This is a genomic window from Coleofasciculus sp. A1-SPW-01 (assembly GCF_040217205.1).
GTDB lineage: Bacteria > Cyanobacteriota > Cyanobacteriia > Cyanobacteriales > Coleofasciculaceae > Coleofasciculus > Coleofasciculus chthonoplastes_A.
This window is the reverse complement of sequence record NZ_JAVJNP010000077.1, coordinates 14041-36630: the sequence shown is the minus strand read 5'-3', so window position 1 is coordinate 36630 and position 22590 is coordinate 14041. Positions and strand designations below refer to the sequence as shown.

General features: G+C 46.2%; 17 protein-coding genes and 1 pseudogene. 14 read left to right on the top strand and 4 right to left on the bottom strand.

Translation table 11 applies throughout. From position 1 onward, the window contains the following. From RH949_RS12120 to RH949_RS12105, 4 genes are all read left to right on the top strand, one after another. On the top strand, positions 1–187 hold a 187-nt coding region (locus tag RH949_RS12120), incomplete at its 5' end, for a hypothetical protein (RefSeq protein WP_446353365.1). A gap of 31 nt (positions 188–218) precedes the next feature. Continuing rightward, entirely contained in the window at positions 219–488 is a 270-nt protein-coding gene (locus RH949_RS12115) for a hypothetical protein (protein WP_446353362.1), read from the top strand. Positions 489–832: 344 nt separating this feature from the next. Then, positions 833–1915 (top strand): TIGR03032 family protein, encoded by a 1083-nt coding sequence (locus tag RH949_RS12110; RefSeq protein WP_446353371.1) that lies wholly within the window; start codon positions 833–835, stop codon positions 1913–1915. 33 nt (positions 1916–1948) lie between these two features. Next, complete coding sequence (locus RH949_RS12105; RefSeq protein WP_446353360.1) at positions 1949–6403, top strand: beta strand repeat-containing protein; 4455 nt, start codon at positions 1949–1951, stop codon at positions 6401–6403. Positions 6404–6770: 367 nt separating this feature from the next. Here RH949_RS12105 and hpsE read toward each other — a convergent pair whose 3' ends face one another. The 3 genes from hpsE to RH949_RS12090 form a co-directional block, all read right to left on the bottom strand. Then, positions 6771–7718 (bottom strand): hormogonium polysaccharide biosynthesis glycosyltransferase HpsE, encoded by a 948-nt coding sequence (hpsE, locus tag RH949_RS12100; protein WP_446353358.1) that lies wholly within the window; start codon positions 7716–7718, stop codon positions 6771–6773. A gap of 299 nt (positions 7719–8017) precedes the next feature. Next, positions 8018–8440: a type II toxin-antitoxin system VapC family toxin gene (locus RH949_RS12095; RefSeq protein WP_446353356.1), complete on the bottom strand. Its 423-nt coding sequence runs from the start codon at positions 8438–8440 to the stop codon at positions 8018–8020. Then, entirely contained in the window at positions 8433–8687 is a 255-nt protein-coding gene (locus RH949_RS12090; RefSeq protein WP_006098747.1) for a YlcI/YnfO family protein, read from the bottom strand. Before RH949_RS12090 ends, RH949_RS12095 begins: the two co-directional genes overlap by 8 nt. A gap of 222 nt (positions 8688–8909) precedes the next feature. Between RH949_RS12090 and RH949_RS12085 the strand changes: the two genes are divergently transcribed. Both RH949_RS12085 and RH949_RS12080 read left to right on the top strand, forming a co-directional pair. Then, positions 8910–10205 (top strand): ATP-binding protein, encoded by a 1296-nt coding sequence (locus RH949_RS12085; RefSeq protein WP_446353354.1) that lies wholly within the window; start codon positions 8910–8912, stop codon positions 10203–10205. Between the two features lie 185 nt (positions 10206–10390). Next, positions 10391–11713, top strand: coding sequence for a hypothetical protein (locus RH949_RS12080; protein WP_446353352.1), 1323 nt, complete (start codon positions 10391–10393; stop codon positions 11711–11713). Positions 11714–12192: 479 nt separating this feature from the next. Here RH949_RS12080 and RH949_RS12075 read toward each other — a convergent pair whose 3' ends face one another. Then, positions 12193–13056 carry a DUF4351 domain-containing protein gene (locus tag RH949_RS12075; RefSeq protein ID WP_446353369.1) on the bottom strand — a complete coding sequence of 288 codons (864 nt, stop codon included), beginning with the start codon at positions 13054–13056 and terminating at the stop codon, positions 12193–12195. Between the two features lie 242 nt (positions 13057–13298). On the opposite strand from RH949_RS12075, the gene RH949_RS12070 reads away from it, so the two are divergent. The 8 genes and pseudogenes from RH949_RS12070 (at position 13299) to RH949_RS12035 (ending at position 22517) form a co-directional block, all read left to right on the top strand. Next, positions 13299–13979: an HAD family hydrolase gene (locus tag RH949_RS12070; protein WP_446353350.1), complete on the top strand. Its 681-nt coding sequence runs from the start codon at positions 13299–13301 to the stop codon at positions 13977–13979. A gap of 39 nt (positions 13980–14018) precedes the next feature. Continuing rightward, positions 14019–14339 (top strand): hypothetical protein, encoded by a 321-nt coding sequence (locus RH949_RS12065; protein ID WP_446353348.1) that lies wholly within the window; start codon positions 14019–14021, stop codon positions 14337–14339. 35 nt (positions 14340–14374) lie between these two features. Further along, positions 14375–14977, top strand: a pseudogene (locus RH949_RS12060) (tetratricopeptide repeat protein); the annotation flags it as partial. A gap of 78 nt (positions 14978–15055) precedes the next feature. Then, a complete protein-coding gene (locus RH949_RS12055) occupies positions 15056–15382 on the top strand; it encodes a hypothetical protein (protein ID WP_446353367.1) in 327 nt (108 codons plus the stop codon). A 315-nt stretch (positions 15383–15697) separates the two neighbouring features. Continuing rightward, complete coding sequence (locus tag RH949_RS12050; RefSeq protein WP_446353346.1) at positions 15698–17011, top strand: APC family permease; 1314 nt, start codon at positions 15698–15700, stop codon at positions 17009–17011. A 54-nt stretch (positions 17012–17065) separates the two neighbouring features. After that, positions 17066–19408, top strand: coding sequence for a hypothetical protein (locus tag RH949_RS12045; RefSeq protein ID WP_446353344.1), 2343 nt, complete (start codon positions 17066–17068; stop codon positions 19406–19408). Between the two features lie 175 nt (positions 19409–19583). Then, positions 19584–21800 (top strand): type I restriction-modification system subunit M, encoded by a 2217-nt coding sequence (locus RH949_RS12040; RefSeq protein ID WP_446353342.1) that lies wholly within the window; start codon positions 19584–19586, stop codon positions 21798–21800. A 396-nt stretch (positions 21801–22196) separates the two neighbouring features. After that, positions 22197–22517: a hypothetical protein gene (locus RH949_RS12035; RefSeq protein WP_446353340.1), complete on the top strand. Its 321-nt coding sequence runs from the start codon at positions 22197–22199 to the stop codon at positions 22515–22517. The last annotated feature ends 73 nt before the right edge of the window (positions 22518–22590 follow it).

The following is a 22590-nucleotide window of genomic DNA, read 5'->3' as shown; positions in this document are numbered from 1 at the left end:
CCTTTGTCAGTATTCTCTTGTCGAGGATATCAGCATTAATTCGCGATCGCGCCCCCTGGGTGATGCCACCAAAACCTTTGTCAGTATTCTCTTGTCGAGGATATCAGCATTAATTCGCGATCGCGTCTCCTGGGTGATGCCACCAAAACCTTTGTCAGTATTCCCTTGTCGAGGATATCAGTATTAATTCGCGATCGCGTCTCCTGGGTGATGCTAGGTTGCACCCTTGTCAGTATTCCCTTGTCGAGGATATCAGTATTAATTCGCGATCGCGTCTCCTGGCTGATGCAACCAAAACCTTTGTCAGTATTCCCTTGTCGAGGATATCAGTATTAATTAATTCGCGATCGCGCCCCCTGGGTGATGCCACCAAAACCTTTGTCAGTATTCTCTTGTCGAGGATATCAGCATTAATTCGCGATCGCGTCTCCTGGGTGATGCCACCACCTTGTCAGTATTCTCTTGTCGAGGATATCAGTATTAATTAATTCGCGATCGCGTCTCCTGGGTGTCTTAGATATTAGTAGCGAGCTGCCTGGATCGCACTACCACAAGGGGAACGATTATTGACGTTATGGTTTAAATGCCAAACAGCTTAGATGTGCGGCAGAGCTAATGTCGTATTTTTTCTCATATCATTTAATTGAAATAATACAGCTAATATTTCACTAAATTTTACAAAACACAAAATCTGTTAATATAGCCAGAGAAAAATTCAGCTTTCTGTATGAAGATTCGGTAAAGATTTCCTGTGGGCTAATTTTTCGTTGCCGATTACTCCTAATATAAATAACGAACAACGTTTGTGGCTTTCATCGAGAGTACAAGGTTCATGGTGCATCAATCGCCATTCTCTTCAACGACTTCCCCGTCATTAGAAATAACGGGTTCTCGGCAATTCACGGCTTGGTTAACTGAGCAACATCTCAGTCTGGCTTTTACTACCTATCAAGCTGGCAAGGTATTTTTTATTGGAGTACAGCCAACGGGACAGTTATCAATCTTTGAGCGCACCTTTGAGCGATGTATGGGGTTGTGTGTTCATGGCTCCACCCTTTATTTGAGTTCACTCTATCAGGTATGGCGATTTGAAAATGTTCTAGAAGCAGGACAAATTCACAACGGGTATGACTGTCTTTATGTGCCGCAAGTGGGTTATGTTACGGGGGATTTAGATGTCCATGATGTGGCGGTGGTCGATCCCCCCGTAACCCCCCATCCCATCTTTGTCAATACCTTATTTAGCTGTTTAGCCACAGTCAGCGAAACCCACAGTTTTATCCCCTTATGGCAACCACCGTTTATTTCCAAGTTGGCGGCGGAAGATCGGTGTCATTTGAATGGTTTGGCGATGCGAGAGGGAGAACCGAAGTATGTGACAGCCGTGAGTCAGTCGGATGTTGCTGATGGCTGGCGGGATAAACGGCATGATGGCGGTTGTGTGGTGGATGTGGGCAGGAATCAGGTGATTGTCACGGGGTTATCGATGCCTCATTCCCCGCGACTGTATGGGGATAAACTCTGGTTGCTCAATTCTGGCACAGGGGAGTTTGGATATGTTGACTTAGAACGGGGGAGTTTTGAGTCAGTGGCATTTTGTCCCGGTTATTTGCGCGGGTTGGCGTTTAGTGGAGATTTTGCGATTGTCGGGTTATCGAAACCGAGGGAGAATCGCACGTTTTCGGGATTGGCGCTGGATGAGAAGTTAGAGAGTAAGCAGGCTGAACCGCGATGTGGGTTATTCGTGATTGATTTGCGGAGTGGGGATATTGTCCATTGGTTGCGAATTGAGGGAATAGTCACGGAATTGTATGACGTGGCGGTATTGCCAGGAATGCGGCGTCCGATGGCGATCGGGTTTAAGAGTGATGAAATTCGGCGTGTGGTCAGGATTGGTGAGGCTGAAGAGAAGTAGGAAAATAACTGAAATTTAAGGAAGGAATTTACTATGGCTGGTGTATCTTTTAATCTCTCAGAACTTAATGGTAGCAATGGCTTCGTAATAAACGGCATTGATGCTGTTGACCACTCAGGTCGTTCGGTTAGCGGAGCAGGAGATATAAATGGGGATGGCATTGATGACCTGATTATTGGCGCACCTGCTGCTGACCCCAACGGCAACTCTGAAGCAGGGAAAACCTACATTGTGTTTGGTCAGAGTGAAGCTTTTGATACCACTCTTAACCTGTCTCAGCTCAACGGTAAAAACGGTTTCGTTATCAACGGCATTGATGCGGGTGACTACTCAGGTGGTTCGGTTAGCGGAGCAGGAGATATCAATGGGGATGGCATTGATGACCTAATTATTGGCGCTCAGAATGCTGACCCCAACGGCAACACAAATGCAGGGGAAACCTACATCGTGTTTGGTCACAGCGACGGTTTCGACGCCGCTTTCAACCTGTCTCAACTCAACGGTAGTAACGGCTTTGTCATCAACGGCATTGATGCGTTTGATAGGTTAGGTCGTTCAGTCAGCGTTGCCGGAGATATCAATGGGGATGGCATTGATGACCTGATTATCAGCGCTCATAATGCTGACCCCAACGGCAAAATCTACATCGTGTTCGGTAAGGAAGGGAGTTTCGACGCCGCTTTCAACCTGTCTCAACTCAACGGTAGTAACGGCTTTGTGATCAACGGCATTGATGCGGGTGACTTCATAGGTGGTTCGGTCAGCGGAGCCGGAGATATCAATGGGGATGGAATTGATGACCTGATTATTGGTGCACCTTTGGCTGACCCCAACGGTATCTCTGGTGCAGGAGAAACTTATGTGGTATTTGGTAACAGCGAAGGTTTCGACGCCCCTTTCAACCTGTCTCAACTCAACGGTAGGAACGGCTTTGTGATCAACGGCATTGATGCGGGTGACTTCATAGGTGGTTCGGTCAGTGGAGCCGGAGATATCAATGGGGATGGAATTGATGACCTGATTATTGGAGCAGCACGTGCTGGGGAAAATTCTGGGGAAACTTATGTAGTGTTTGGCTCTTCTGAAGGATTCGATGCCGATATCAATCCCTCTGAACTAGATGGTAACAACGGCTTTGTCCTCAACGGCATTGATGGTGACTACTCAGGTGGTTCGTTCAGCGGAGCTGGAGATATCAATGGTGATGGGATTGATGACCTAATTATCGGTGCCATCGGTGCCGACCCCAACGGTAATTCTGGGGCTGGGGCAACTTATGTAGTGTTTGGCTCTTCTGAAGGATTCGATGCCAGTATCAATCCCTCTGAACTAGATGGTAACAACGGCTTTGTCCTCAACGGCATTGATGAGGATGACTTCTCAGGTGGTTCGGTCAGCGGAGCTGGAGATATCAATGGTGATGGGATTGATGACCTAATTATCGGTGCCATCGGTGCTGACCCCAACGGTAACGACCGTGCAGGAGAAACCTACATCGTGTTTGGTAATGCTAATCAACCCCCACAGCTAGACCTCAACGGCGACATGGCAGGTACTAATTTTGCAACCACCTTTACTGTCACCGGAGTCGCGGTTCCCATTGTTGATCGCACTAACCTGACCTTAACTGACCCTGACTCCACGACTCTTGAGGAAGCAACAGTTACGATAAGTAATCTTCAAGACGTTGGGGCAGAAGTTCTGAGTGCTGACACAGGTGGCACCAATATTACAGCCAGCTACGAACCCAACACTGGCACACTCACTCTCAGTGGTGAGGATACCGTTGCCAATTACCAGCAAGTTTTGCGGACTCTCACCTATAACAATACCGCCCCATCACCTAACCTTACAGAGCGCATCATTGAGTTTTCAGTTAGTGATGAATTTGGCAAAATTAACAATACCGCATTTGCTACGACCAGGCTGACGTTTTTGAACCTTGCCCCCAACTCATCGTTTAACCTGTCTCAACTCAACGGTAGCAATGGTTTTGTAATAAACGGTATTGCTCCTGTAACAAACGGTAGTCGTCCGGCTGTCTTGTCAGGTTATTCGGTCAGCCGAGCGGGGGATATCAACGGTGATGGGATTGATGACTTGATTATCGGCGCTCATGGTGCTGGTACCGACGGTAACTTATTTGCAGGGGAAACCTACATCCTGTTCGGTAAACAAGGGGGTTTTGATGCCTCTTTCAACTTGTCTCAACTTGATGGTAGCAATGGTTTCGTCCTCAAGGGCATTGATCGCAATGACCGTTCAGGTGGTTCGGTCAGCGATGCCGGAGATATCAATGGGGATGGGATTGATGACCTGATTATTGGTGCCGTCGGTGCTGACCCCAACGGCATACGTGATGCAGGGGAAACCTACATTGTGTTCGGTAAACAAGGAGGTTTTGATGCCTCTTTCAATCTGTCTCAACTCTATGGTGGCAATGGTTTTGTCCTCAACGGCATTGATGAGTATGACAGCTCAGGTGGTTCGGTCAGCTCTGCTGGAGATATCAATGGGGATGGGATTGATGACCTGATTATTGGCGCACCAGGAGCTGACTTCAAGGGCAACTTATCTGTAGGGGAAACCTACATTGTGTTCGGTAAACAAGGGGGTTTTGATGCCTCTTTCAATCTGTCTGAACTCTATGGCTACGAAGGCTTCGTCCTCAACGGCATTGATGAGTATGACGTCTCAGGTGGTTCGGTCAGCCGAGCTGGAGATATCAATGGGGATGGGATTGATGACCTGATTATCGGTGCCGTCGGTGCTGACCCCAACGACAACTCCCTTGCAGGGGAAACCTACATTGTGTTTGGTAAACAAGGGGGTTTTGATGCCTCTTTCAACTTGTCTCAACTCGATGGTAGCAATGGCTTTGTCCTCAACGGCATTGATCACAATGACCGTTCAGGCCGTTCGGTCAGCGATGCTGGAGATATCAATGGGGATGGGATTGATGACTTGATTATCGGCGCACCTTTTGCTGACCCTAACGGTAACTCAAGTGCAGGGGAAACTTACATCGTGTTTGGGAACAGTGGGGGGTTTGATGCTACTCTCAACCTGTCTCAACTCTATGGTAGCAATGGTTTTGTAATAAACGGTATTGATGAGGATGACTTCTCAGGTGGTTCGGTCAGCGGAGCCGGAGATATCAATGGGGATGGTATTGATGACCTGATTATCGGCGCCGTCGGTGCTGACTCCAACGGCAACGTATTTGTAGGGGAAACCTACATTGTGTTCGGTAAACAAGGGGGTTTTGATGCCTCTTTCAACCTGTCTCAACTCGATGGTAGCAACGGCTTCGTCATCAACGGAATTGATGAACGTGACTTCTCAGGTCGTTCAGTCAGTGGAGCCGGAGATATCAATGGTGATGGTGTTGATGACTTGATTATCGGTGCACCTAATGCTGACCCCAACGGCAACTCTTTAGTAGGGGAATCATACTTGATCTACGGTAACATTGCCCCAGAACTCGACCTCAATGGCAATGATACAGGCATTGATTTTACCACCACTTTTACCGGAAGTGCTGTCTCGATCGCCGATACTGATAACTTAACCTTAACTGACGCCAACAGCACCACCCTCGCCAACGCTACGGTCAAAATCACCAATCTCCAAGATGGTGCAGCGGAAATCCTCGCGGCTGATACCAGTAATACCAATATCACCGCCAATTACGATCCGATTCTTCGCACCCTCATCCTCAGCGGTGAAGATACCGTTGCCAATTACCAACAAGTCCTACGCACCGTCACCTATAACAATACCGCCACCACCCCCGACACCACAGACCGGATTATTGAATTTGTGGTTAACGACGGAGAAGCTCACAGTAATCTCAGTACCATCGCCACCACTACCCTTACCTTCGACTCCGGTCAACCGCCCATAGATGGCACCCCTAATAACGATACCTTAGTTGGCACTCCAGAGAGCGATCGCATTAACGGATTCGGCGGTAATGACACCATTGCTGGCGGTTTAGAAAATGATCAAATCTTCGGCGGTGACGGGGATGATGTCTTACGCGGTGACTTAAACCAGCGTTCCCCCCAAGTCGATATCGGTGGCGATGATATCATTTTTGGTGGTGCAGGGAATGACCGCATCGGTGGCAAAGGCGGTAATGACCAACTCTTTGGTGAAGCCGGGGATGACCAAATCTGGGGGGATGATGGGGATGACATCCTGCGTGGTGGACTCGGTAACGATACCCTAACTGGGGATGACTTCTCTGGCGGTAGTGGTAGCGATACCTTTATCCTCGCCGTAAACGAAGGAACCGATACAATTGTAGACTTCCAAGACGGTGCCGATTTAATTGGCTTAGCCAATGGTTTAACTTTTGGTCAGTTATCGATTACTCAAGATGGCAAAAATACGCTGATTGGTTTTGAAGATGAGACGCTGGCTATGCTCAAAGGAGTGAATGCCAACCTTTTAACAGAAGCCGATTTTACCATCATTGGCTAGAACGTCGATAAATGAATCGGCGTCGTGTAAAAACGACAGTATCGTAGGGGCGCACGGCGTGCGCCCTTCATTGATGTGTCTTTGCGTCTGCGCTTGTGTAGCTGCGAAACCTGGGATATCATGTCCAGCTTTCTCACCCATGAGAAAAATTTCTGGAACGTCTGAAGTGTCTGATATGAGTAATGGTGCGTTACGCTTCGCTAACGCACCCTACAATTTTGCTGGTACAGGGCGTTGAGCAGAGGGCGACCCGACCCAATTAAGTTGAGTGGTGTTAATTTATTCCAGCGGGTCGCCCCTACAGGTCTTTGTCACCCCCATCACCCCTATCTCCCCTCACCTCACCGCTCCCAACAGCAGCCCCTATTTAAGGCTTCTTTTGTTGCCAATGGTAGAATGGGCTGATTAAGCTATACCAACATAATTGTCCTTCACAAGCCGCCACAATATCAGTGTTGAGAACCCTTCCATACTTAACCCAATGCATGAGCAGTTTGCGGCAATCACTCACCAGATAAACTAGAACCATCAACCCTGGGGGTAAATCCGGATACCGTAACCGACGAATCAGATACCGACTCAACCCAATCCCCCGAAACACCTGTAATAAATACTCTTTTTCTAAACGCGATCGCGGAATATAATGCTCAATCACCATATCCGGATTATGCCAGATTTCCCAGCCAGCATTTCTAATATACGATAACGTCTCTAAATCTTCTCCTTTTGCAGCCAAAGATTGACCACAAACCCCTTTTAACCTAGGCTCCTCAGGAATATGTTCCAACCAAACTGACTGACGCACAACCAACCCCGCACCCGCAGGTAATAACCCTCGGCTATCGATATCATACCGGAACGGGGTGGAACCGCGATCGATAATTCCTAAACAACTAGCAATTCGGTTAAAATTTTCCGGGGGATTTGTCTCATATACCCCCTGAATTTGACCCCCATAAGCTCCTGCTTGGGGATGTGACTGAGCAAAAGCATAAACCGCACTCACCCAATTAGGAGAGGGAATATTATCATCATCCAGAAACGCCACCCAATCACCCTGAGCCTTTTTAATCGCAAGGCGTCGCGCAAACGCTAACCCCTGTTGCGCCTCAAAATAGTAGTGGATGGGATGAGTACACCATCCTTGATACTGGTGAACAACATCGGCGGTGCGATCGCGACTATTGTTGTCAATGACAATAATTTCCCAAACAAAGGACTCGGTGTCAATCTGAGCAACCAAGCCATCTAAAACCTGTGGCAATCGAGCCGCCCCATTGTAGGTACAAATAGCGACAGTCAGTTCAATCATCATAATTCTCCATGACAATTCCGCACTTCAGAAGCGATTACCGCCGTTGGCACATTTCGGGCAGGTCATTATTTGCGGGCGATGGCAATTTAGGCAGTTTATTGGGCGTTGAGTCAATAGTGTTGAGTGTTGTGTAGGAGTTCTTTGCCCTCACCTATTTACGGCGGTGCGATCGCGTATGAAATACCTACGAGCTGACCCAATAGCGAGCGAGACGCTCGCACTACTGTTCCCTCCTGCCCCCTGTCTCGGAGCTTTGGAACCTCTTCCCCCTACCACAACACTTATTCAGCAAGCCCTATTTATGCTTCCAGTTTTCGGACATATCCTGGACATGGTGTAAGCGTATTGAGCAAAGATTGGTCGGCTGTCCAGAATTCGGCAGATTCTAGCTCGGCAACGGCTAGAAAAGCAGCATCATAGAGAGTTGCCAAAGAGAACTGTTGGGCGAGCGCCCATGTTTTTGCACGGATAGCATTGCTATCGAGGTACTCAACAGGCATCTGGCAGAAATCATCATAAAACCCTGCAGCCTGGGAAATGGTAATTGCTCCCAACCTTACTTTTTTTCGCAATACTGAACCAACTTCAGCCCATGCAAATGCTGGAGCAACCAAACGCTCATTCGATGTCAGCAAGGGCAGGATCAAGTTTCTGGCTTGGGGTTGCAATGTCTCAGGTATCAAATAAGGAATCCAAACGCTAGTGTCGATACACTTAGTCACGCCGTCCCTCACCCGATCGCAGCTGACGAATCAAGTCCACAGAACTGGATTGAATTCCTGTTTTGGCTTCTACTTCAGCACTACGAGTCACAATGCGTTGATGGGCTGCCAGCGATCGCCGCCGTCGCACCTCGCGGTTTATTGCTTCAACAACCATCTCGTTAAAAGACTCACTGCCCTCTCGAAATTGCCTTGCTTGCTCAAGCAAATCTGCGGGAATACGGATAGTTACAGCTTCTCGCTCCATAGTTGCAGCCTGTGCAATTATAAAATGATATCAACTACTGTAACTATTTTCTGAATCAGTTGGCAACAGTCATAGACCCACAACTAATGCCTACCACGAATCAGTTATCACAGGATAGCGACCAATTATGCTGGGAACAGGAAGCATGTTACCTTTGTAGGCTGGGTTGAGGAAAGAAACGAAATTTCCTTGTGTATTCTGTAATCCGCTACAATAGGCGTCATGCCATCAACAAAAACACCAGCTAACGCCTCCAGCCAATTCCTCAAACGCCAAGCCGCGTCGCTGCTACTGTATCAATCAGTTCTTCGTAACGAGGTGGGACGCGCCTTTGTCCATCTTTTGCAAACCTTAAGCAAGGGTGAAGCAGAGCAAACCGCTTGCTTGGTGGCTTACGGTAACTGGTTTAAAACGTTAGCCGCCCACGGAGAAAGTTGGCAAGATTATCTGATTCGGAAAATTCTCCAAGACGATAATCCCTTTACTCAGCAAGTACAACGGGTAGCCTTGCAAGATTTACCCCCAGCCCTAGTCACGGCGGCTCAACAGGATTTACACGCCTTGCAAAATCTTTCTGAATGCAGCGTCGAACAGCTAAGTCGGTGGGTGCAAAAAGCCTCTCAATTAGAATTACAGCCTGTTTCCTGGAATCTGGAAACGGTGCAGCCTACATTTCTACACCAACAGAGTGATTGGACAGACTCTCTAGAGGAATTAGCCGCCCACTATCAGCACCATGGTACAGGATTATTTGCCCAATATCATGCCCTGCGTTGGCAGTCGGGTCAATTGGTTGGTATCGCCCACCCTGATCCGATTCAGTTAACCCAATTGGTGGGTTATGAGTCTCAACAAGCCGCGTTAGTTAAAAATACAGAATTTTTACTCGCCGATTATCCGGCGTTACATGTCTTACTTTATGGCAGTCGTGGCACAGGAAAGTCGTCATTAGTCAAGGGCTTATTACAAAACTATAAGAATCAGGGACTGCGGTTGATTGAAGTTGCCAAGTCTGACTTAAACGACTTACCGATGATAGTGGAGCAATTGCGAGACGTACCGCAGAAGTTTATCATCTTTGTAGATGACCTTTCCTTTGAAGAAGACGACGATGCATTTAAGGCATTAAAAGTCGTCTTAGAAGGGAGTGTCACCGCCCGTTCCCCAAATGTAGTCGTTTATGCCACCTCCAATCGACGCCACTTAGTACGGGAATTTTTTGCCGATCGCCCTCGTCCCAGCGATAATGATGAAATCCATGCCTGGGATACCTTACAGGAAAAATTATCCTTTAGCGATCGCTTCGGCTTAACCCTGACCTTTGAACCAGCTAACCAAGACGCTTATCTCAACATTGTCTATCATTTAGCCCAACAAGCCAACATAAACTTACCCCAAAATGACTTAAAATCCCGTGCCATTCAATGGGCAACCCGCCACAATGGACGTTCTGGGCGCAGCGCCCGCCAATTTGTGGATTTTCTCAGCGCTGATTTAGGGATTCGTCCTGCTGGATAGGGTAGAAGGGTAGCAGGATGCAAAAGTTATATCCTATTGTAGGGGCGGGTTTAGCCATTTAATTGATGGGTATACCGATAACTTATCCACAAAACCCGCCCTCTTTGTGTTTAGATTTGAGACATAAGACGTAGCTTGCTTCTCGATGAAAGCGAGTATGACCAATGACATAAGACGAATGACCAATGAACCAACTTGTTAATCAAATGCTTCTTGGTACAGTTGCTTTTACAGTCAGTGTGGGTGTGGGATTATTCGTTAACCCCAACAAAGCCTTGGTTAATGGAGTCGTTACCGTTGTGGCAAGTTATGCTGGCGTTACTGTAGCGGATAGGCGACGCCTTCAAGCAGAAAAACAGCGTAAAAACGCTTTACTCAATCAAATCAAAGAATTTGAGCAAGAAGAAAGCCTGCTGTATGAATCACTGATGCAGGGAAGGGAAACCCAACATCAACTCGAAGCCAGTATTCATGCATTACAAACTGAACGGAGTCAGCTTCTGAGTCGCGTGTCTGAACTGCATAACCAACGAAATAGCCTGTATCAAGAAATCAGTGAAATTCAACAGCACAAGCAGGAACACCTAGAGGAAGTGAGTATTCTGCGATCGCAAATTCAGCAGATAGAGAAACACCAAAGCGAACTGAATCAATCCCTCTGGGCAAAAACGGCTCAAATCCAGCCAGCGGAAACTCGCTTAAATCACTTACATACTGAACTCGAACAGCTTCAAACTGAAATAGCCGATAAACTGCATCACCACGAACATCTTAGTCAAGACTTAGCCGCACTCGAACGCCGTAAGCAAGACTTAGGCGGCGAAGCTTACGACTTACATACCCAAATTCAAGGCTTAAAGCAACGGTTAGAGCAACTGAATCAAGCTTTTTTGTCCTTGCGGATACAGCAACAGCGAGTGCAGGAAAATCTCACTCCGCTCAAATCCGAATTGGAACAAATGCAGCAACAAGTTACTGAAAAACAGCAACAACAAAAGCAACTCACTCAAGATTTGACGCGATTAGATCAGCTTAAACAGCAGTTAGAATCTGATTATGCCACTCTGCAACAGCAAATGCAAACCCTACGAACACAGAAGTTAATAGCAACTGAAACAGTCTTCCCCATAATTGAACCTAATTTATCCGTATTTTTACCACGAGAATGGCAGAAATTGCTGAAATTTACTCAACAGCTTACTGAGGATGAACGAATGGCATTTCAAGCAATTGTGTCAGAAGATAATGCCGCTTTAAATCAACTTAATCATCAAAAAGGGATAACGTCACAGGATTTAATTCAACCCCTTAATCAGAAGTCTCTTTCCGTACTCGGAGATACTCTATTTTTCAGCGATAGTACCTCAGTTACTCCTCAAATCCACAAAGACTATAGTTCAGTATTAAAAGAACCAACATCTATTTATTTTAAAGACTTGATTGGACTTAATTATCGTCAAATTAAATCTGACCTAATATCAACAAGTTTTATTCACCTCACATCTTGAACCAGTAATTATACCAATGTTGTGTTCTATCCTGTCTAGGGCGTCAGTCCAGTAACCACAGTTAGTGGTAACAAGAAGTAAAAAGTCAAAAGACCGGAGATTTGGTATCGTATTGTTAGCATTTTGGCACAATTCAAGTAGATGATCCGATTACTGGACTGGTGTTCTAGTGCAAGAAGGCAGAAATAACTAATAAGCTGTTCGGCATTTAAACCTTAATGTCAATAATGACGAAATCCTTGTAGTGCGAGCATCTTGCTCGCTACTAATACCCAATTTAAATGCATGACAGCTTATCTCCCCCCGCTTCCCCTGCTCCCTCTGCTCCCCCTGCTTCATCGTATCTACGAAGCTGCTCAAGTATTTTTATGCCCGCTGCACTAGTCCGCGCAGGCGGACTTTGCTTGTGTAGCAGCGATTTTAATCGCCGTGGCAAAAGGGGTGATAAAGGTGGATTTGGTATGAATATTTGATATGAATTAACACTGCTCAATCCAATTGACTAAATCTGCCATATCCGTAAAATCTAATAAAGCCTCACTTAATTCATCTAAAGCTGTTGCCGATAAACCATTAATTCGTGATTGCATATCTGGAGTAATTTCACCAATTCGGCGAATCAATAAACGGTTAATCATAGCTAACTTTTCCTGCATTCTTCCTTGTTGTACTCCTTCCTGTAAACTTTGTTCCACTCGCTCAACTCCCCACGGTAAAAGAGTTCCTGATTCGTCCCGCCACCGTAACCAATAGCAGGTTATTTCTGCCTTAGTGCCGTACCAAACTCCCAAATATAAACCCATTGCGGCAATCCAGTAGCGTCCATTCCCATCAGGTTGTCGCAATTCATAATGTCCAGCTACTAAATCATGGACTTCTAATGTCCCATCATTGGGGTTAAAAATAACATAAATTGGGACTTGCAAAATCCGCTCATAAAAATACCATTTTCCATAGGGATAAGTCGATTTCGCTGAGTATTCCCCCTGTTCAGTCTCAGAGAGAAACTCCATAACAATGGCTGGGATATCTCCCTCTGTATGAGGGGTATAACTGCGACGAGTGACTTCTGGCGCGATAGGTAACACATTGGGAACATAAAACCAGTCTGGTGCTTTGACCACTATTTTGCCATCCACAGTGGCACAGATAGCAAAGTTGGAGGCGAATAGCATGGAAGAGGTGATAAAGCCAGCGATTTCTATAATCTCTCGCAGTGTTGATGCGAGTAAGGGATGATAAATATTCTCCACAGGTTCATCGGGTAAGTGAAAATCATCAGGCAGTTTTTTCCATTCAATCCTGTAGGATACTTTTGGCAGTGTGAGTTGAGATTGAATCATATCACTCATTGTGAATAATACTGGCAGAAATCAAAGCTTTGGCGCAGTGATACTGATTTGGGATAAGGAGGGGTTTGGTTGAAATGTAATCGGTGATACCCACGCAGAAAGTGGCTAAACCCATCTTGATAAACCCCACCTTTTATTACGATACGTCAGTCTTAACCGGAAACTGAGTTGTTCTTGTCATATTTCGTTGCTAAACGGTAGACTGGAGTGCAACAGCTATCACCCCATCGATTATGCTTCAGGCATTATTATTTGATTTAGACGGCACCTTAGCGGATACTGACCCTATCCATTTTCAGACGTGGCAAGATATCTTGCGCGAGTATGGCTTAGAGTTTGATCACGCCTTCTACCAAACTCATTTTAGCGGTCGTCTCAATGCGGCGATTGTCAAGGATTTATTACCCCATCTGTCTCTAGAAGCAGGAAAACAGTTAGGGGATTATAAAGAAGCAGAATATCGGAAACGTGCTGATCAACAATTGAAACCGTTAGGCGGATTGCTAGAGGTGTTAGATTGGGCAAATCAAAAGCAACTGAAGCAGGCGGTGGTGACAAATGCACCGAAAGATAATGCCCAATTTATGTTGCAAGTTCTCGGTTTAGATAAGCACTTTACCACCGTTGTTTTAGCGGAGGAACTGGAAAAGGGTAAACCTGATCCCATGCCTTATCAGGTAGGGTTAGAATTATTGGGTGTATCCCCGGTTTCAGCCGTGGCGTTTGAAGATTCCTTAACTGGCGTTCGTTCCGCCGTCGGTGCGGGACTTTTAACGATTGGTGTGGCGACTACTCATGAACCACAGGCGTTAATGGCGGCGGGGGCGGAGTTGGTGGTTAATGATTTAACTGACCCCAAGCTGGAAGATTTACTCCATTGTTTTGGGCGGGAAATGAACACTATCGCATTGTGACAGAGGAGATAGTGATTGTCTGATAACTTGAGTTAACTTATGATACGTCAAACACAAGGAGCCGGCTTTAAACTTGCCGCCACTGCCATTATCTGGGGATTTGCCACGGGAATGCTAGGGATTTGCATTCCATTAGTTTCGATGACTGACAGTGGTTTTATTTTACCTTTAGCGGTGATTATAGGAGCCAGTTTCACGACTGCTGTCGTTTGGTTGTCATTCAGTCGAGTGTCTAGTAATAACGTTGATTTGAGCGACAGTATTGAAGCGTTAAAGGAACAGAAAACGAATTTAGATACTATGGATAACAATGAAAAAATTGATGAATCAGGATGGAATAAAACCACGGAAACCGAGTGATAATAGATTAGAACGCAATTCATTGTAAATGTCTCATGGACTGGATTACTTTACTGAAATCCCAACAAACCGATTTCATTCAACGGCTGAAATCTGGACATCTGCTGCATTGTGATATAGAAGGACAACACAGCGAGTTAACGGTTATCTCCGGTGAGAGACTGACACAGCTAAGAGACTTTTGTTGGCAGATGGCGGAAAAGTATAAACGTAATTCTCCCGTTCGTGATGTGTTTATTAACAACCTGAAGGGAAAACTAGCCGAGGAAGTTGTTAAAGCGCGTTTAGGTGATTGGGTGACTGAGGTTGACTATGAACAACGCTTAGGTGGTGATGGTAAAGTTGATTTTACGCTAACTTCTAAACCAGAGATTGGTATTCAAGTTAAATCTCGGCATGGCAGTATTGATACAATTAAATGGTCAATTAGTCCTGAAGAAGCCGATAAAAATAATGTCTTAGTTTGTATTTTAATTCAAGAGGAGGTGAATGAAGCACAACCTAAATATCATCTCATTCTGGCTGGATTTATTCCCCTCCACTTGATTGAGTATGGTAATGAGCGAGTTTCAGTTGGAATCGATGAATTGCTCTACGGGGGTGGCTTGTTCAGCTATCTAGAATTTATTCAATCTAGCGATATAATTTCTGATTTAAAATATCGACAACAACATCTAAATCAAGAGATTAAATCTGATTTGCAATTTACAATTTCTATGGGATCATGGGAATATAATTTTCCAGCAGAGGAAGTGTTAAAGCTAGAATCAGAAATTAAAAGGATTAGAATAAATAGAAGACACATAGAAGGTTTATGGCAAGAAGTGATTTTAAATATTAAAAGTTCTAGTTTGCGGGCGCTGCTTAGGATGCACTGCAATTTAATTTTTTTTGATGGCAAAGTGGCTTGTATAGAAGTTACTTCAAAACATTTGTTAAAACTCACTGAATCTAAATTACTAAACATTCAATCTGCTTTTAAGAATGTTTGCCATTCTGATATTCAAGTAAACTTTAAGGTAGCTACACCAGATAAAGAATAAACATTTTAAATACTTAAGTTCACAAGTTGTCACAGTAGCCACCTTACTATCATAACCTGAAGCTAGGTAAAAAAAAGAGCGATCGCGCTAATTTTATGGGCGCAAGTCTAGATCGAATGGTACTGAAATTTTAGCTGGTGGGCAATGCCCACCCTACGGTATATTAAAGATTTCGGCAACGCCAAAATCTTTCTGGGCGCAAGCCTTGCGCCCCTACATTTCTTGTCGCTTGTATCGTAGATCACTCGACATAAATTCTACTCTGTTAGAGTTGGTACGATAAGCGGCATAATGATTACTCAGGGGAGTGTCTCTATGCCAGAATCTAAAGCGCCACCCTCGCTAAAACGAGAATTGGATCTTCGGGGTGCTATCCTAGTCGGACTCGGTTCGATGGTAGGAACCGGGGTATTTGTCAGTATTGGTATCGCCGCCGGAGTCGCTGGAACATCGGTAATTTTAGCTGTTGCGATCGCCGCCTTACTCGCCGCCTGTAATGGGTTAAGTAGCGCCCAACTCGCAGCGAATCATTCTGTTAGTGGGGGAACTTATGAATATGGGTATCGCTATCTTACCCCTTGGCTGGGCTTTACGGCGGGTTGGATGTTCCTGTTGGCGAAAACAGCATCAGCAGCGACGGCGGCTTTGGGGTTTGCGGGTTATTTGTTAAATGCGTTGCGTCTGGATGCGACTCAATGGTTAGTCCCCCTGGCGCTGGTGACAGTCGTTATCTTGACGCTAATTGTCTTAGGGGGAATTCGCCGTTCTAACCTAACTAACCTAATTATCGTTTCCATTACCCTACTCTCGCTGATGATCTTTATCATCACGGGTTTACCTCACGTCACCCCTGGGAATTTTACCCCCTTTTTCCCCACCGACACCTCAGATAAACGTGCGATCGCCTCTTTGCTTCATGGCAGTGCCTTAATGTTTGTGGCGTATACTGGCTATGGTCGGATTGCCACATTGGGAGAAGAGGTGCATCACCCGCGACGCACTATCCCGATCGCGATTATCTTGACGATGATTATCACCATGATCCTATATATGGCAATCGCCGCCGTGGGTGTGGGTTCTGTGGGTGTGGATACCCTTAGCGCCGCCACCCAATCCAAAGCCGCCCCCTTGGAAGTCGCTTCTCGCCAATTTGGGATTCCCATCGTTCCCCCATTCCTCGCCCTGGGTGCAATGACGGCGATGGTAGGCGTATTGCTAAACCTGATATTGGGATTATCTCGCGTACTATTGGCTATGGGGCGTCGTCGGGATATGCCGAGAATTGTAGCGCGTCTGAATGCGGCGGGAACCACACCCTATATATCGGTGATTTGTATTGGAGTCGCGATCGCGGCGTTGGTTCTGATTGGTAATGTCAAAACAACTTGGTCATTTAGCGCGTTTACCGTTTTGGTTTATTATGCCCTTACCAACCTGTCTGCCCTACGCCTATCTGCCCAAGAACGACTGTATCCCAAATGGATAGCTGGAGTAGGATTAGCCGGGTGTCTCGTCTTAGCCTTTTGGGTGGAACAACAAATTTGGTTAGTTGGTCTGGGATTAATTGTAGCCGGATTAGCCTGGAAAACGATAGTATTGCCATTGGCTTTAGGTTCACGAAATCACTAATTCAGTGCAGCGATGATCGGCGATAAGGTGTCAGTAGGTGAAAGGGGGAAACGATTGTCCGGAGTCACAAAGAGACGCCGAAGACGAGTCCGGAAAAAATCATCAGCCAATGGCTGTCTGGTAGCATTAGGTACGATCGCCGCATTAATCGCCACGGGTGCGATCGTTACTGGGGGGATATGGTTAGGGATTCGCCTAATGATTGATCCCAATGCGGCGATCTGGCTGAATCGCATTTTACCCGGATGGACAAAGATTCCCATTGCTGATGCTTCACCCCCACAAACCCTGGCAACCATACGCGACGAATTGCGCCAAAATGGGTTAATCGCGGGAGAACTTGTATCCCTCAATACAGGACAACCCTATCGAGAAACCCCTATTCTATTACCCATCTTAAAATCTAAGCCGAACTGTCAAACCAATTGCCAAAAAATTGTCGAACTGAGACTTTATCAACCCATCGAATTCCAGCAAGCCGAACTTGCTTACCAATTGGTCACTCAGCTTGCTATCAATGAACCAGAAGAATATTTTGTCCTTTCTTCCACCGACGCGATTACTGGAAGTGCCTCTCGTTCCCTCGCCTTTACTCGATTTAACCGTTTAGAAAATAAAGCCCCCGCCACAGGATTTTGGTTTAATCTCTGGGGAATTCGCCTCACCGATGAATCCCCGAAAAGTTATGGACAAATCCTCCATTACAACCCCGAACAAATGCACCTGAGTGTTATGCTGGACTGGCAAAGTCCCACAGATAAACCCCCTTATTGGCAACAAGTCACCGGGGAATCCACCCCAGAATTAGTGATTAATCAAACGGTAGGATTAGAACCGAAATTCCAGGTATACCAGGTGCAACCCCGCCAGTTTCTCCTCAATCCAATTCAACTAACCGAAATTTCACTAAATACAAGGGCTGATGATAGTCCCACCTATCGTAATTCCTTAATGTTAGCCCGGAATGGGTTATGGTCGTGGGCGTATCGACGATTGCAACAAGAACAGAAAAACACGGAGTCGGCGACAGTTCAAGCACAACTAGACGTGATTCGACTTCATGCCCAATTTACCGAAGCCCAAGCCAACCAAACCTGGGCAAGTCAAGGACAACAAGTTCTCGCCTATCTGATTGATGGACGGTGGACAGATGCCTTACAAGTATTTCAAACCGCCGCCGTTAATGGTTCCGCCCAAGACATTGCCAACTTACTCAAAACCGATACCGAGGAATTATGGCGACGGGTAGAAGCTGCCCTCAATATTAGTCCCAACGATCGCACCGTAAAAACTTGGGGGGCTTTAATTATCGCCGCCCAAGAAGGGCGGACTAAAGCCATTTCTTGGTTGCAGCAACTCCCATCCCCTGAATCAGAATCTGATCAGCCTCAACCTAACAATAATGCCCAAATTTATGCCTACCTGGATTATCTGGATACTGCATTAGCAGAGGTTCCAGCCATCATCCCTCATTTAAGTAAAATTGTCGGGACAGCACAATCAGTGGAAACTGTCAAGCCTGAAGAGTGGCGACAACCGAAAGCCAGAAATAGTACAGCAACATTTCCCGTCACTTTAACCGCCCCAGCTTCAGGATTCCAAAAAGCCCCCCAAGAGGTTTGGTATCAGGTAGAAGTCGCCGCCTTTAATGATGGTCAACGCTGGCGTCAAACACCCTTTACCGATTTACAATTGTCCACAGTTGTTGCAACTCAGCGTCTTTGGCAATATCTGGGTTTAGACACTGATCCATACCTGCAAATCGCCGTCTGGTCAGCGGAGGGACGCCAGGAGACGATCGTCGCGACGGTTCAAGGGATGTCCTATCAAGAGGGTGTAATCAAGCTTTTAGCCACCGGACAAGCCTTACCCAATAGAGAAAATAGTCGTCCCATGGCATATTCTCAAACGGCGCTGCGCTGGCTAGAACCGGGTTCAATTAGCTTATCCGATTTAAACCAACTGCAACCGCAATGGGTCGCGGCAATATTACCAACACTGTGGCAGGAATTAGTTAAAAGTGGCAAGCGATCGCCTGAAGTCGAACCCACGATTCCGATAATGCTGCAAGAGATCGGACATTGGTTAGTACAGCCTTTGGATTTGACCGGGAACGATGAACCGGAAGCCGTTTTAACCCTATATGAGGATCTCTCGAGTACCAACCAAACCCTGAATATCAAACGCCCGGAAACGAACACGCAGCAATATAAACCTCGGACATTAATTTTTTCGGAGAAGGGGGCGTTACTCTACAGTGAATTCTCCACCCATGGGAATACATCGCTGACTGCGATCGCGGATTTAGGAGATGGGGGAACGGCGGCGTTAGTCCTGGCGGGTGAGAATCAGTATAGACTTAAACGTTGGTCAGATCAGCGAAAACGTTTTGAGTAAAGGCAGATTGATCACCCTTAAAATTGTTGTAATGCGAACATCTTGTTCGCTTCCCCAGCTTCCCCAGCTCCCCCAGCTCCCCCAGCTTCCCCAGCTCCCCCAGCTCCCCCAGCTTCCCCAGCTCCCCCAGCTCCCCCAGCTTCCCCAGCTAATAAAAAACAACTATTAACCCTCTATGACGACCACCGTACAAAACGCCAATCATCAAGAGTTAGTCGGCTTGATCTGGAGTATCGCCGATAAGCTGCGAGGTCCCTACCGCCCCCCTCAATACCGTCAGGTGATGTTACCGATGATTGTGCTGCGTCGTCTCGATTCTGTCCTTGAACCCACTAAGCAAGCGGTTCTTGCAGCCAAGGGGAAGTATGAGGAAATGGGGTTAGAGGGGGAGGCGTTTGAAAAGGCGATCGCGAAAGTGGCGATCGGGGGGAATCGCCAACAGCCTTTGTATAACCTGAGTGAGTTTACGTTTAAGAAGCTGCTGGGGGACTCGGAAGGATTAGCCGATAACCTCCGCGCCTATATTAATGGCTTTTCTCCCCTGGCGCGGGATATTTTCGATAAGTTTGACTTTGATAAGCAGATTCAGAAACTCGATGAAGCCAATCGCCTCTACGAAGTGATGCAGGCGATCGCCAGTCCGGATGTGGATTTGTCTCCGGCGCATCTGTCCAACTTGCAAATGGGGTATTTGTTTGAGGAGTTGGTGAGGAAATTTAACGAACAAGCTAACGAAGAAGCCGGAGACCATTTTACCCCCCGTGAAGTGATTCGCCTGATGGTAAATTTGGTCTTCTGTGAGGAAGAGGATGTCTTTCAAAAAGGGATTTACCGCACCGTGTATGACCCGACAGCAGGGACAGGAGGAATGTTATCGGTGGCGGAGGAATATATTAAACGGCAAAACCCGGACGCAAACTTGGCATTATTTGGGCAAGAATATAACCCCGAATCCTACGCGATTTGTTGTTCTGACCTGCTGATTAAAGATGAACCGATTAATAATCTTGTTTATGGGGATACATTAGGACTCAAAGACACGAAGCAAAAGAGTAATAACTTTGTTCCCCACGATGGTCATAGCGATAAACAGTTTCATTATATGTTTGCTAATCCGCCCTTTGGGGTGGAGTGGAAACCGGAGAAAGATTTCATCGAGGCGGAATATCAAACCCTGGGGTTTAAGGGTCGCTTTGGCGCAGGTTTACCCCGGATTAATGATGGGTCGCTGTTGTTTCTCCAACACATGATTTCTAAGATGTACTCGGCACCGGAAGCGGGGGGAGATGGGTCACGCATTGCTATTGTGTTTAATGGTTCACCTTTATTTACTGGGGATGCGGGGAGTGGGGAGAGTAATATTCGCCGTTGGATTATTGAAAATGACTGGCTGGATGCGGTGGTGGCGTTACCGGATCAGATGTTTTATAACACGGGAATTTTTACTTATATTTGGTTGGTGACGAATAAGAAAGCATCCCATCGGAAAGGGACGGTACAGTTGATTGATGGGACGCACCATTATCAGAAGATGAAAAAGAGTTTAGGGGATAAGCGAAATGAGTTATCCCCTGACCATATCACGGAACTGGTGCGACTTTATGGGGATTATCAACAGAATGGGATAAGTAAAGTGCAGATTGAGGGGGAAAGCCAAGAACGGGTTTGTGGTAAGATTTTTGATAATCGGGAGTTTGGTTTTCTTAAGATTACGGTAGAACGTCCCTTACGGCTGAGTTTTCAAGTCAGTGAGGAACGCTTGGCGCGACTGTGGGAACAAACGGCATTTCAGAATTTGGCAACCAGTAAGAAGCGCAAAGACGAGACGGCGAAACAACTTGAAATTGAGATGGGACAAGATTTACAACGGGAGATTATTGCTGCGCTGTCTTGTCTGGATGGGAATAAACTTTATTTGTCCCGCGAGGTGTTTGTAAAGGACATGGAGAAGGTTTTAAAACAAGCTGGGTTAAAGCTGAAAAGTCCAGTAAAAAAGGCGATTTTAGCCGCGTTGGGGGAAACTGACTCCGAAGCGGAAATCTGTTGGGATAGCAAGGGAAAGGTTGAACCGGATACCAGTTTACGAGATACGGAAATTGTGCCTTTACCGGAGGATATTCCTTTACCGTTACCGTTGGAGTATGACGGGAAAACGGGGTTAGATGAGTTAAATGAATTAGTCAAAGCCCATTGTTTGGCGTATCTGGATGCGGAGGTATTACCCCATGTTCCCGATGCTTGGATTGATTTTGATAAAACAAAGGTGGGGTATGAGATTCCCTTGAATCGGCATTTTTATGTGTATCAGCCTCCCCGTGACTTGGCGGCGATTGAGGAGGATATTAAGTCTTTAGAGGCGGATATTATGGCGATGTTGGGGGAGGTTGTGTAACATTGGTGGTGACTTAAGGTAGAAAACCAGTGCTGGTAAGGTTTTAAGTTGTGTCTATCTACTCCTCGACATTTCCCCCTCATCCCCTAACCCCTTCTCCCAACCCCCCTCGTTCCCCCCTACAAGAGGGGGGATGACAGAGGATACTTCGTTTTTGTTGCACGGGGGATGACAGAGGATACTTCGTTTTTGTTGCAGGGGGGATGGCAGCGGATGCTTCGCTTTTGTTGCACGGGAGAAGGGGAACATGATTCTCTTACTCCCCTCTTGCTCCCCTCTCCCAAGCTTGGGAGAGGGGCTGGGGGTGAGGGCTGGCGTGGGTGAGGGGTTGAGCTTAAGTTGATATGGATGGTTGTGTAATGGATCAGCTAAAAAAATCAAAGGGAGACTAACATTATGCAGGTAACGGTTAATTTACCAGAAAAGTTAACGGCAAAGGTACAAGACAAATGGAGAGATTTACCGCAAGAAATTCTCCGTCAATTGGTGTTGAAAGCGTTTAGGGAGGGGTTGATTGATTTTGAGGAGTTTCGGGAGTTGGGAACGTTTGCAGCTGAAGGGGAGTTACATGAGTTTTTAAGGTACAATAATATGCTTCACAATTCGGGGTTACTGAATTTATATGGTTGCTGTGCAGAGGATGATTTCGAGGTTGATGATTTAGGGGTAGATGATAGCCTTGATGATGATTTAGAAGGAGTTTTTGATGAGTCGTGAGCTTTTTTATTTATTAGATACTAATGTCTGTATTGTGTATCTAAAAGGGAACTCATTACAAGTAAACAGCCGT

What these genes read in the sequence shown, in the direction of transcription:
- RH949_RS12080 (WP_446353352.1), top strand. Translation starts at nt 10,391, where the DNA reads ATGAACCAACTTGTTAATCAAATGCTTCTTGGTACAGTTGCTTTTACA.
- RH949_RS12035 (WP_446353340.1), top strand. Translation starts at nt 22,197, where the DNA reads ATGCAGGTAACGGTTAATTTACCAGAAAAGTTAACGGCAAAGGTACAA.
- RH949_RS12040 (WP_446353342.1), top strand. Translation starts at nt 19,584, where the DNA reads ATGACGACCACCGTACAAAACGCCAATCATCAAGAGTTAGTCGGCTTG.
- RH949_RS12105 (WP_446353360.1), top strand. Translation starts at nt 1,949, where the DNA reads ATGGCTGGTGTATCTTTTAATCTCTCAGAACTTAATGGTAGCAATGGC.
- RH949_RS12090 (WP_006098747.1), bottom strand. Translation starts at nt 8,687, where the DNA reads ATGGAGCGAGAAGCTGTAACTATCCGTATTCCCGCAGATTTGCTTGAG.
- RH949_RS12070 (WP_446353350.1), top strand. Translation starts at nt 13,299, where the DNA reads ATGCTTCAGGCATTATTATTTGATTTAGACGGCACCTTAGCGGATACT.
- RH949_RS12050 (WP_446353346.1), top strand. Translation starts at nt 15,698, where the DNA reads ATGCCAGAATCTAAAGCGCCACCCTCGCTAAAACGAGAATTGGATCTT.
- RH949_RS12085 (WP_446353354.1), top strand. Translation starts at nt 8,910, where the DNA reads ATGCCATCAACAAAAACACCAGCTAACGCCTCCAGCCAATTCCTCAAA.
- RH949_RS12055 (WP_446353367.1), top strand. Translation starts at nt 15,056, where the DNA reads ATGGGATCATGGGAATATAATTTTCCAGCAGAGGAAGTGTTAAAGCTA.
- RH949_RS12110 (WP_446353371.1), top strand. Translation starts at nt 833, where the DNA reads ATGGTGCATCAATCGCCATTCTCTTCAACGACTTCCCCGTCATTAGAA.
- RH949_RS12065 (WP_446353348.1), top strand. Translation starts at nt 14,019, where the DNA reads ATGATACGTCAAACACAAGGAGCCGGCTTTAAACTTGCCGCCACTGCC.
- hpsE (WP_446353358.1), bottom strand. Translation starts at nt 7,718, where the DNA reads ATGATGATTGAACTGACTGTCGCTATTTGTACCTACAATGGGGCGGCT.
- RH949_RS12075 (WP_446353369.1), bottom strand. Translation starts at nt 13,056, where the DNA reads ATGATTCAATCTCAACTCACACTGCCAAAAGTATCCTACAGGATTGAA.